The organism is Anaerococcus obesiensis, from assembly GCF_016599815.1.
Lineage (GTDB): Bacteria > Bacillota > Clostridia > Tissierellales > Peptoniphilaceae > Anaerococcus > Anaerococcus vaginalis.
The window spans coordinates 1,141,866-1,154,335 of the sequence record NZ_CP067016.1 but is presented as its reverse complement, the minus strand read 5'-3'; the positions used below and the strand labels follow the sequence as shown (position 1 = coordinate 1,154,335).

Sequence of the window (12,470 nt, the reverse complement as noted above, 5' to 3'; positions counted from 1 at the left end):
TTACTCTCCTTCTAAATAGCTATGATCTACCAAAACTTTTCTAGGCTTACTGCCCTCGTAACCACCGATTACGCCACGAGCTTCCAATTGGTCAATTATTCTCCCAGCTCTAGCATATCCTACTTTTAATTTTCTTTGCAAAAGAGAAACTGAAGCAGTGTTTTCATTTATAATAATTTCTATTGCCTCATCAATCAATTCATCTTCATCATCATTTTCAACAATTTTTGTTTTTTCCTCAACAGTTTCCATAGCTTTTTTATCGTATTCTTCTTCGCGAGTTTGTTTTATATAATTTACAACTCTCAAAACTTCAGAATCCGATACAAAAGCTCCCTGAATTCTCATAGGCTTCATTGCATCTGATGGAGAAAATAACATATCTCCTTTTCCAAGCAAAGTTTCTGCTCCGCTCATATCAAGAATTGTTCTTGAATCAATTTGACTTGTAACTGCAAAAGCAATTCTTGATGGAATATTTGCCTTGATTGTTCCAGTTATTACATCAACTGTTGGCCTTTGAGTTGCAATTATCAAATGGATTCCACAAGCTCTAGATTTTTGAGCAAGTCTTGTAATATAATCTTCAACTTCACTTGCAGCTGTCATCATTAAATCTGATAACTCATCTATTATTATAACAACATAAGGAAGTTTTTCTATATTTTCATCAATTTCTGATAAATCTCTGTATGATGAAATATCTCTTACATGATTTTCTTCAAATAATTTATAACGTCTTTCCATTTCCCTAATTGCCCAAAATAATGAAGACGATGCTTTTTTTGGATCAGTTATAACTGGCATAATTAAATGAGGAATTCCATTATAAATTGAAAGCTCTACGATTTTTGGATCTATCAAAAGCAATTTAACTTCATCTGGCGAATGCTTATATAAAATTGACATTATAATCGTATTTATACAAACACTTTTTCCAGATCCTGTCGCACCCGACACAAGAAGATGGGGCATTTTTTCTATTGCAGAAACTTTTGGCAAGCCTGATATAGATTTTCCCAAAACAAAAGGAAGTTCTTTAGAGCTTTTCATAAACTCTTCGCTTGCAATCATTTCTTTTAAGCCAACAACTTCTTTTTGTGAATTTGGAACTTCTATTCCAACGTGGCTTTTGCCAGGAATTGGCGCTTCAATTCTTATATCGCTTGTTGCAAGTGCAAGGGATAAATCATCAGATAAATTTAAAATTTTTGAAACTTTTACACCTCTTTGAGGTTTTAATTCAAAACAAGTTACGCTTGGTCCAATATTAATTTGAACAACTTTTGATTTTATACCAAAAGAATCCAAGCACTCCTCAATTCTTCTTGCTTTATCTTTTATATCATTTTGGTCAAGCTCGCTATCATCATCCCTGTCATCAAGAAGATCTAGTTTTGGGAATTTATAATTTAAAGTATATTCTTCCTTAAAAGTTTGGTCAAAATCTGATAAATCGACTTGTTTTGATTTGTAGGAATTTATTTTTGCCTTTTCAAACCTTTGGTCAAAATCATCCTTATTTTCTTTTTCTACTTCTTCTTCAATCTTTATAATTTTATTTTTGCTTAAATCTTCTTCTTTGTCTATTTCTTCTCTTTTTTTGTTTTCTCTATTATTTCTAATTTTTTTAAGCTTTTTTTCTCTAAAATAAGTTTTTATTTTGTTGGAAATTTTCATATAGTTTTTTCCCATAAAATTTCCAAAAATTACAGTTTTTTCTTTGGTCTTCGTAATTAAGTCCTTATAAGATATGCCTAATAAATTTTTAATTAAAGAAATCCAAAAAATAATATATAAAATTATTATTCCTGCACTACCTATAAGCCTTTCTAGATAAAAACTAATATTTACTCCCAAAATACCACCAGATTCTCTTATCATTTTTTCAGCATTTTTAATTGATAGGGACAAAGTTTTATCCAAAAATTTCATAGATAAAATTGCCATGGTTAATAAAATCAGGATAAATAAAATATTAAATATCCTAAGATTTTTTTTGAATTTATCCATAAATACAAATAAAAAACTTATAAAACTAAAAATAAAAACAAAGTAAGACATAAATCCAAAAATTCTAAAATTTGTATATGTAATAAAATCTCCCAATCTTCCGGTATTTGGAAGAATTAAAAATATAAATCCTATTAGAGAGATAAACATAAAAAATATAGAAAATGATTTCTTATTAAATTTTCTATTTGCAGATTTTTTTGAATATTTAGATTTTTTTCTTTTTCTATTTGAATTTGTATTTGCCATATTCACCTCACATAGATTATATAACAAAGGAGAAAATAAATAAACTGCCTAATAAATGGCAGCCTTCTTTTAACTTCTACAAAATTTTATTTATGGTACAAAATGAATTAAAAATTTTCGCACAAGAAAAATAATTAATTCATTTTAACCATAATTTTTTGTAGTTAGTTTATAAAATCTTTTAAGACTTAGTCTTCTTTAGATTGTTTTTTTTCTTCTTCAATTAATAGGGCTTTTCTTGAAAGATTGATTCTTCCTTGCCTATCAATTTCTGTAACTTTTACCCTTACCTTATCTCCAATTTTTAAAACATCTTCAACTTTTTCAGTTCTTTTTGTATCAATTTGAGATATGTGTAAGAGTCCTTCTTTGCCAATTGCAATTTCTACAAAGGCACCAAAGTTCATTATTCTTTTTACTTCGCCCTCATAAATATCGCCAGCTTTTGGATCAGTTACAATTGATTTAATCATTTGGATAGCTTTTTTTCCGCTTTCTCCATCATTGCTTGCAACTGTTATGTGTCCATCGTCTTCAGTTTCAATTTTTACACCAGTTGCATCAATTATTTTGTTGATTGTTTTTCCGCCGGCACCAATTACATCCCTAACTTTTTCTGGATCAATATCTATTGAAAAAATTCTTGGAGCATATTTTGATAAGTCTTCTCTTGGCTTGTCGATTGCTGATGTTATTACATCAAGAATTTTAAGTCTTGCCTTATGAGCATCAGCCAAGGCTTCTTGTAAAACTTCTTTATTTATTCCAGAAATTTTCATATCCATTTGAAGAGCAGTAATTCCATCTTTTGTTCCAGCAACTTTAAAGTCCATATCTCCAAGATGATCTTCAAGTCCTTGAATGTCTGTAAGAATTGAAATTGAATTTTCTTCTTTGATTAAGCCCATAGCAATTCCTGCAACAGGTTTTTTAATTGGAACTCCTGCATCCATTAGTGATAAAGTCGAACCGCAAATTGATGCTTGTGATGATGAACCGTTTGATGATAAAACTTCACTTACTACTCTTATTGTGTAAGGAAAATCATTTGTATCAGGCAAAACTGGAATTAAAGCTCTCTCAGCCAAATGTCCATGTCCAACTTCACGTCTTCCAGGTCCTCTTAGTGGTCTAATATCTCCAACGCAAAATGGTGGGAAATTATATTGATGAATATATCTTTTTGTAATTTCTTCTCTGTTCATTGAATCAATTACTTGTTCTTCCCCAGGAGATCCTAATGTTAGAACTGATAAAACTTGAGTTTGACCTCTTTGGAATAATCCAGAACCGTGAGCTCTTGGCAAAAGTCCAGCTTCTGCAGATAAAGGACGAATTTCATCCATCTTACGTCCATCAGGTCTAATTTTATCAATTGAAATCATTCTTCTAACTTCTTTTTTCATAATAGAATCTACAGTTTTGTGAATTTCATCTTCACTTTCTGGAAATTCCTCTAAGAAATCTTCCCTACATTTTTCTTCTATTTCGTTAATATCATCTTCTCTTTGAACCTTATCAGTTGTTCTTATAGAATTTTTAATATCTTGTGTGTATTTATCTTTAATTTTTCTTTGAATTTCAGTTTCAACTTCTTCACAAACTTCCATTTTTTCCTTGCCAATATCATCAATAATTGTTTGGATAAAAGCGCAAATTTCTTTAATTTCTGCATGAGCTACCATCATAGCTTCAAGCATTTCATCTTCTGATAATTCATTTGCACCAGCTTCAACCATATTAATAGCATCAGCAGTACCTGCTACTGTTAAATTCAAAGAAGTCTTTTCTCTTTGGTCTTTATTTGGATTTACAATAAATTTTCCATCAACATATCCAACAGAAACAGCAGCAACTGGTCCATAAAAAGGAATATCAGAAATTCCAAGAGCAATAGATGCACCAATTGTTGTCATACAATCAGGTTCATTATCTTCATCTACAGAAAATGGTGTAGCAATTACTTGAACATCATTGTAAAAATTTTCTGGAAACAAAGGTCTTAAAGGTCTATCCATTTGACGAGAAATCAAAATAGCCTTGTCTGATGCCTTACCTTCTCTTTTTATAAATCCGCCAGGAATTTTTCCAACTGCATAAAGTTTTTCTTGATAATCACAAATAAGTGGGAAAAAATCAATTCCCTCTCTTGGCTTGTCACTTGCAACAGCAGTAACTAATAAAATTGTATCGCCTGTTCTAATTAAACATTCTCCATTAGTTTGCTCAGCAACTTTTCCGATTGTTATAGAAAGATCGGAACCATTTTGTGACTTATATTCATAAGTTTTTTCCATTTTTTCTCCTAACTACAAAAAAGACGGGATAAGTCCCGTCATATTTAACTATTTTCTTAAACCAAGTTTTTCAATAACTTCACGATATCTTTCAATATCATTTTCCATTAAGTAATTTAAAAGTCCTTTTCTACGTCTAATCATTTTGAAAAGTCCTCTTCTTGATGAGTGGTCTTTTTTGTTTGCTTTTAAATGTTCAGTAAGTTCTTTGATTCTTTGAGTAAGAATAGCAATTTGAACTTCTGGTGAACCAGTATCTTTTTCGTCTTTTTGAAATTGTTTAATAATTTCTGTTTTTTGATCTTTATTTAACATAAAATCCTCCTAAAATTTATTCGCCATAACCATGAAATAGTCCGAGGAAACTTAGTCCATAGTTAAGGTATCTTTGATATTATACCAAATATCTTTATTTTTGCAAAGAAAAAATTACATATTAATTTTTCTTATTTAAAAATAAAATTAATCCCAATTTTTTAAAAATCTAATTCATTAATTCCTGCTTTAAAATCAAAAATTTCATAATCATATCCAGAATCTTTTACTAATTTGAAAATATCTTCATTTTTTATAAAAAGAGTTTTGGTGTTGTCGTCTGGATGAAAGGTCATAAGATCATTTTCTTCTATCATATCTTTATCAAAGAACACTTTTATATTTTCATTTGTATTCATCAAACCAAAAACTGATATAATTCCTACTTCTTGCTCCATTATTTCATAAACTTTTTTCGGATCAAGAAAGTGCATTCCTTTTTCATTTAATAATTTATTATAATCTTTTAAGCTAATCATTTTTTTATCATCCATAACTATCAAATAATATTGTCTATTTTTTCTATTAGCCAAAAAAAGATTTTTTGTCCTTGCCCCTTCTTTTCCTTCAATATATTTATCAGCTTCTTCTGTAGTTTCAGCTGGAGGATGTTCTACCATATCATATTTTATATTTAATTTATTAAGTCTATCAAATACTTTTTTGGAACTACTCATAATAATCTCCTTTTTAAAATTTTCAAATTACAATTTTAAATTCTATATTATAAATACCCAATAGGATTAAAAATAAATTTGAGCACAAAAAAAGAGCAGTTTCCTACTCTTTTCTATATTTTTCTATTAATTTTCTTCCTGTTTTTTTATCTTTTTCCATTTGTGCGATTAATTCTTCAGGAGAATTAAATTTATAATCAGGTCTTAGAAATTCTAAAAATTCTATGCTTATATTTTTCCCATATATATCTTTTGAAAAATCCATTATATAGGTTTCGATTTTCATTTTTTTATTTTCAAATGTTGGATTTGTTCCTATATCTGTTAGGGCATAATAAAAATCCCTGTCTATATTTACTCTGGTAAAATAAACTCCAGATTTTGCTGTAACATATTTAAATGAGGGCTTTAGATTTGCTGTTGGGAAATTTAAAAGTCTTCCTCTTTGGGCGCCTTTTATAACTTTTCCTTGCATTTTAAAAGGATGTCCCAAGTCTTTGTTGGCTTTTTCAATTTTTCCTTCTCTTACCATTTGTCTTATGTCTGTGGAATTTATAATTTTTCCATCATCAAGCTCAAAATCTACTACTTTTGTTTTGTAGGCAAAATCTTCCTCGCATTTTTTTAAAGTTTTTATATCTCCTTTTGCCATTTTCCCAAACCTATAATTATCTCCAACTATTACATATTTGGTATTTAATTTTTTATATAAAATTTTTTCAATAAATTCGTAAGGAGATAGATCTTTAAATTTATCTGAAAATTCCAAAAGACAAAAACATTCTATGCCCAAATTTTTCAAAATTTCTATTTTATCTTCAAGACTTGTAAGATATTCTCTTTCTCCATTTAGGATATTTTTGGTGTTTTCTTTAAATAATAATACAGATGGCATTAGATTTTTTGCTTTTGAAATTTTTATATTTTCTTTCATAAGTTTTTGATGACCCTTGTGGACTCCATCAAAATTTCCAAGGCTTACTGCTTTTGGCGATAAGTCAAATTCATTAAAATCCAAGTCGAATATTTTTATATTATCCTTCATAAAACACCTTCTTTAACTTCAAAGTCTTGTTTTTATTTTTATATTCTCCAAGACCAATGAATAAATCTTCTACATAAACTCTAATAAGTCCATCAAAATTTTTTCCAAGATCAATTTTCATAGTCATCCCATTTGTAGCTTGTTTGTAATAAGACTTATCCAAAATTATTTTTTCATATTGATTTAGGGCATCATCAATTGGAATAAGCTTTTTTATAAGCTCATCAACATCTTTATTTTCAAAATCTTCAATTTTTATAGCATCTTTTACATCAAAATTTCCAACTTTAAGCCTTCTAAGTTCTTTTACCGTAGCAAATGTTTTTAAAACTTCTCCCAAATCATTTACAAGACTTCTTATATAAGTTCCTTTTGAACAAGTTATTTTAAATCTTGCATAAGGAAAATCAAAATCTAGGATTTCAAAATCATAAACTTTAATTCTTCTTTGTTTTCTTTCTACAATTTTTCCTTCTCTTGCAAGCTCATATAATTTTTTGCCATTTTGTTTTAAAGCTGAATACATGGGAGGAGTTTGTAAAATTTCTCCTAAAAAATTTTCTTTTATTGCCTTTTCCAAATCTTTTTTTTCAAAAGTTTTTGAAGATTTTTCTAAAATTTCCCCTGTAATATCTTGTGTATCTGTTTTTTGCCCAAAAAATGCAAGAGTCTCATAGATTTTAACCTCATCCATTAAAAAATCTGAAACTCTTGTTGCTTTGTTAATTAAAAGTGGCAAAAGACCAGTTGCAATAGGATCAAGAGTTCCTGCATGGCCTATTTTTTTTATGCCTAGTTTTTTTCTTGCTTGATATACACATTTTCCTGATGACATTCCTGTACTTTTATCAATTAACAAAATTCCGCTAGTCATTTATTGCCTCTTCTAAAATTTTTCTCATTATATTTATAGCCTTATCCATTGAATCTGTATTTATTGTAAATCCAGAAGCTCTAATGTGACCACCGCCACCATTATCTCTTGCAATTTTAGAAACATCAAGATAATCTTTGCTCCTTAAAGAAATTTTAAATTCATTTTCTCCATATTCTTTTACAAGACAAGCTACTTCAATTCCTTTTAAATCTCTAAGCATATTTACAACCGATTCACTATCACCCATTTGTACACCAAAATCCTTACATATTTTTTGGCTTACTCCAACAAGGGCATAAGGCTTTTTAAATTCTACCTTGTTTAAAAGATGATTTTCAAATTGTAATTTTGAAATTTCTTTATTTTGGTAAAGATTTTTATAAATCATTTCAAAATCTGCTCCGATTTTATACAAATCTGCTGCAGTATAAAAAGTTAATTCACTTATATTTGAATATAAAAATCTACCAGTATCCGTAACCAAGCCAGCATACAAAAGTGTAGCTATTTCTTTATCAATCGGAAGCTTCAATCTTTTTATAATTTCATAAACAAGCTCACAGCTTGCAGGAGAATCTGAATGAATTATATTTAAATCCGTTTTGATTGAGCCACCTTCATGATGGTCAATTACAAGAACTTTTTTAGATTTTTTACAAATTTCTATTGCCTTATCAATCCTATCAAATTCTGAACAATCAACAATAATAAACAAATCATATTCTTTTTTGCTAGGATTTTTATAAAAATCAATTTGTGGTAAAAAATTTAAATAATCATCCACTTCACTTATTTTTATTACATCAGATTTTTTTCCATAAAGCTCAAGAGATTTCCTAAGACCAAGAGCTGATCCTAGGGCATCTCCATCAGGATTTATATGGGCTGAAATTGCAATTGTATCAGCCTCATCAATAAATTTTTTAAAATTTTCTAATTCTTTTTGGCTAATCTTCTCGATTTTTGGCATTTTTTTCATCCCTTTTTATGGTTTCAGCAATTAGCTTATCCATATACACGCCATGTTCGATAGAATTGTCATATTTAAACCTAAATTCTGGCATAGATCTTAATCTCATTCTCTCGCCAATTAATTTTTTCATATATCCTTTTGCTTGATCGAGAGCTTCTATTACAGATTCTTTTTTGTTTTCATCTCCCAAAACTGAAACAAAAATATCAGCATAGGATAAGTCATTTGTAACTTCTACTTCAGTTATAGAAACTATTACATTATCTGATAATCTTGGATCATTAATATCTTCTGCCAAAATTTTTGATAATTCTTTTTGCATTTGTGAAGATATTTTTAAGGTTCTTCTTTTGTCCATTCTATTCTCTTTCTTTTTCTATCATTTCGTAGGCTTCAAGCTCGTCGCCTTCTTTGATGTCGTTGAATTTTTCAAGGCCAATTCCACCTTCGTAGCCATTGTTTAATTCTTTGGCATCATCTTTAAATCTTTTCATAGATTCAATTTCTCCATCAAAGATAACAACATTGTCCCTTAATAATCTTATTTTTGCTCTTCTTGGAATTGAACCACTTGTTACAAGAACACCTGCAACCATTCCTGCATTTGGAATTTTGAAAGTTTCTTGAACTTTTGCACGACCTAAAACTTTTTCTTCAAATTCTGGATCAAGCATTCCTTTGAGAGCTTTTTCTACATCTTCTATCGCTTCATAAATTACAGAATAAGTTCTTATTTCTATATTATTTTCTTCTGCCATTTGAAGAGCACCTTGAGTTGGACGAACATTAAATCCAATTATTATAGCATTTGATGCTTGAGCAAGAAGAACATCTGATTCTGAAATTCCTCCAACAGCTCCTGCAATTACATTTACAAAAACTTCTTCGTTTGAAAGTTTTGAGAATGAACTTGAAACTGCATCTACTGTTCCTTTTACATCAGTTTTTACTATAATATTTAATTCTTTTAATTCTCCATCTTCGATGCCTTCATACATATCTTCAAGGTTAGTATTAGATTTTTGAATTAGTCTTTCTTCTCTTTTTTGCTCTTTAGCTCGATCTGCATAAGCTCTTGCAGTTTTTTCATCTTCTACAGCAAAAATTTTATCTCCTGCTTCTGCCACATCGCTTAGTCCTAAAATTTGGGCTGGCATTGATGGACCTGCTTTTGAGATTGGCTCTCCTTTTGAATTAAACATAGCTCTAATTCTTCCTGATGACGAACCAGTAACTACATAATCTTTATCGTGAAGAGTTCCTTTTTGAACAAGAACAGTTGCAACAGAACCTCTTGCCTTATCAAGTTGAGCTTCAATTATAATTCCAACCGCAGCTCTGTCTGGATTTGCTTTTAATTCTCTCATTTCTGCAACAAGTAAAACCATCTCCAACAAATCTTTAATTCCATTGCCAGTTCTTGCAGATACTTCTACCATGATTGTATCTCCGCCCCAGTCTTCTGAAACTAAACCATATTCTGTAAGTTCTTGTTTTACTCTATTTGGATCACTTTCTTCTTTGTCCATTTTATTTATCGCAACAATTATTGGAATTTCTGCAGCTTTTGCGTGATTAATCGCCTCAATTGTTTGTGGCATTACTCCATCATCTCCAGCTACAACCAAAATTGCTATATCAGTTGATTGAGCTCCTCTCATTCTCATTTGAGTGAAAGCTTCGTGGCCTGGTGTATCCAAAAATACAATTTCTTTATCATTTATTTTTACAGTTGAAGCACCAATGTGTTGAGTAATTCCTCCAGCTTCTCCAGATGCAAATTGTGTATCTCTAATTGCATCTAGAATTGAAGTTTTTCCGTGGTCAACGTGTCCCATTACTGAAACTACTGGTGGACGAGTTTGTAAATCTTTTTCGTCATCTTCGAAATCTAAATCTTTTTCTTGAATTTCAATTTCATCAAGCTTAACTTCTTTTGCAATTTCCTTATTAAATTCAAGAGCAACAAGCTCTGCTTGTTCAAATTCTATTTGATCATTTAAACCAGCCATTACTCCAAGTCCCATAAGTTTCATAATAACTTGGTTGGCATTTTCATCGATTTTTTCCGCAAAAGATTTTACTGAAATTGATTCTGGAATATAAATATTTCCATCATCATTATTTTCTGCTTTTACTTCTCTTTTGGTTGATTTTTTTGATCTTTTATTTTGCTTTTTATTTTTGTTTTTCTTTTTTCCTTTTTTCTTTGATGACTTTTTGTCTTTTTAATTTTTTGAATTTTTATCTTCCAAAGATTTTTCTTCTGATTTTTTTTCTGCTTTTATTTCTTTTTTCTCTTCTTTTATTTTTTTATCTTCCCCAAAATATTCTTCAACTATTGCAAGTTCATCTCCACTTAAAACTGACATGTGGGATTTTATTTTTAGTCCAAATTCGTCTTTTAGTAGACTGAGCATTTCTTTCGTACTTTTTTTGTGTTCTTTTGCTAATTCATAAATTCTTAATTTTTTAGCCATCTAATCACCTCTTTTATTTCATAGCAATTATCTCCTCATAAAGATCATCACTAATTTCAGTTTTAAAAACTTTTTCTAATTTTCTTTTCTTCTTGGCTTCGTTTATGCAAATTTCATTTTTACAAATATAAGCTCCCCTACCATTTTTTTTGCCGGTAGGATCTAGGATAATTCCTTCTTCTTTGTTTTTTACTATCCTAATCAATTCGTGTTTGTCTTTGTTTTCTCCACAAACTATACATTTTCTTTGTGGTATTTTTCTTTGTTTCATCTTTTCACCATTATTAATAAGTTATTATTCATCACTTTCTTCAATATCTTCTTTAATAATTTGGTCAAGGTCGTTTGATAAATCTTCTATATTTTCTTTATCTATATCTAAATTTTCGCCTTGTTGTGCATTTTCATCTTCTAAAATATCTTCTTTTGAATTTTCTTCAATATTTTCTAAATCTTTGTCTGTTTGTTCGTTAAGCCCAAGTATTTCATCAATTTCTTCTTGGCTTAATTGGTCGAATTCTTCTTGACTTTTTATATCAATTTTCCAGCCTGTAAGTCTTGCTGCAAGTCTTGCGTTTTGTCCTTCTTTTCCAATGGCAAGAGATAATTGATCTTCTCTTACAACAACCAAGGATTGTTTTTTCTTATCATTTATATAAACTTCATTAATTTCTGCAGGAGATAAGGAATTTTTTATAAATACTTTTATATCTTTATCGTAATTTATAATATCAATTTTTTCTCCTTGCAATTCTTCTACTATTGAATTTACACGACTTCCTTTAAAGCCAATACAAGCTCCAATTGAATCAATTTCTGGATCATTTGAGAACACTGCAATTTTTGTTCTTGAACCTGCTTCTCTATCTATTCCATAAATTTCAATTATTCCATTTGTAATTTCTGGAACTTCTAGCTCAAATAATCTTACAACCAAGGCCTTATCTTTTCTTGATAAAATAATTTGTGGCTCTTTTGTTGTATTTTTTACTTCTTTAATTAAAACTTTTATTCTTTGGTTTGGAGTATAAGTTTCATTTTCTACTTGCTCTTTTAATGGAATAATTCCTTCAATTTTATCAAGATTTATATAGACATTAAACTTATCTTCTCTTTGTACAACGCCTGTTATAATTTCATTTGCCCTATCCAAATATTCAGAATAAACTGAATCTCTTTGGGCATCTCTAATTTTTTGGATTACAATATTCCTTGCAGTTTGAGCTGCAACTCTTCCAAAATTTTTCGGTGCAATCTTGACCCTACAAATATCTCCAAAATCAAGTTTAGGGTCAATTTCTTTTGCTTTTGTCTTAGAAATTTCAGCTATCGGTTCATTTACTTCATCAACTACATTTTTTAGAGAATATACTTCGATTTCTCCAGTTTCATCGTCAATGCTTACATCAACATTTTCATTATTATCGTAGTTTTTTTGGTAAGATTTCACCAAAGCTTTTTCCAATGCTTCAAGGATTATTCTCTTGTCAACATTTTTAGTTTTTTCAAGCTCCTCTAAGGCAATTATAAATTCTTTATTCATT

The 12,470-nt window shown here is 29.5% G+C and carries 10 protein-coding genes and 1 pseudogene; all 11 read right to left on the bottom strand.

The window, feature by feature from the left end; all coding sequences use genetic code 11:
* The 11 genes and pseudogenes from I6H46_RS05755 to nusA all read right to left on the bottom strand — a co-directional run bounded on the left by I6H46_RS05755 (window position 1) and on the right by nusA (window position 12,469).
* Window positions 1-2,262, bottom strand: a complete 2,262-nt coding sequence (locus I6H46_RS05755) for a DNA translocase FtsK (protein WP_200225564.1) — start codon at window positions 2,260-2,262, stop codon at window positions 1-3.
* Between the two features lie 188 nt (window positions 2,263-2,450).
* On the bottom strand, window positions 2,451-4,559 hold the full coding sequence (locus tag I6H46_RS05750) for a polyribonucleotide nucleotidyltransferase (RefSeq protein ID WP_019118031.1): 2,109 nt from the start codon (window positions 4,557-4,559) through the stop codon (window positions 2,451-2,453).
* A gap of 48 nt (window positions 4,560-4,607) precedes the next feature.
* Entirely contained in the window at window positions 4,608-4,874 is a 267-nt protein-coding gene (gene rpsO / locus I6H46_RS05745; RefSeq protein WP_004838379.1) for a 30S ribosomal protein S15, read from the bottom strand.
* 161 nt (window positions 4,875-5,035) lie between these two features.
* Window positions 5,036-5,551: a YbaK/EbsC family protein gene (locus tag I6H46_RS05740; RefSeq protein WP_019118032.1), complete on the bottom strand. Its 516-nt coding sequence runs from the start codon at window positions 5,549-5,551 to the stop codon at window positions 5,036-5,038.
* A gap of 103 nt (window positions 5,552-5,654) precedes the next feature.
* Complete coding sequence (locus I6H46_RS05735; RefSeq protein ID WP_019118033.1) at window positions 5,655-6,596, bottom strand: bifunctional riboflavin kinase/FAD synthetase; 942 nt, start codon at window positions 6,594-6,596, stop codon at window positions 5,655-5,657.
* The gene (truB, locus tag I6H46_RS05730; RefSeq protein WP_019118034.1) at window positions 6,586-7,470 is read right to left on the bottom strand and encodes a tRNA pseudouridine(55) synthase TruB; all 885 of its coding nucleotides are present in this window, start codon (window positions 7,468-7,470) and stop codon (window positions 6,586-6,588) included. Before truB ends, I6H46_RS05735 begins: the two co-directional genes overlap by 11 nt.
* On the bottom strand, window positions 7,463-8,443 hold the full coding sequence (locus I6H46_RS05725) for a DHH family phosphoesterase (RefSeq protein WP_019118035.1): 981 nt from the start codon (window positions 8,441-8,443) through the stop codon (window positions 7,463-7,465). Before I6H46_RS05725 ends, truB begins: the two co-directional genes overlap by 8 nt.
* Entirely contained in the window at window positions 8,421-8,804 is a 384-nt protein-coding gene (gene rbfA / locus I6H46_RS05720) for a 30S ribosome-binding factor RbfA (RefSeq protein ID WP_004838374.1), read from the bottom strand. The genes I6H46_RS05725 and rbfA overlap by 23 nt, the downstream gene beginning before the upstream one ends.
* Before the next feature lies 1 nt (window position 8,805).
* Window positions 8,806-10,926 (bottom strand): annotated as a pseudogene (gene infB / locus I6H46_RS05715) (translation initiation factor IF-2).
* Between the two features lie 13 nt (window positions 10,927-10,939).
* Entirely contained in the window at window positions 10,940-11,197 is a 258-nt protein-coding gene (rnpM, locus tag I6H46_RS05710; RefSeq protein WP_019118037.1) for an RNase P modulator RnpM, read from the bottom strand.
* A 24-nt stretch (window positions 11,198-11,221) separates the two neighbouring features.
* On the bottom strand, window positions 11,222-12,469 hold the full coding sequence (gene nusA / locus I6H46_RS05705; RefSeq protein WP_019118038.1) for a transcription termination factor NusA: 1,248 nt from the start codon (window positions 12,467-12,469) through the stop codon (window positions 11,222-11,224).
* Between the last annotated feature and the right edge of the window lies 1 nt (window position 12,470).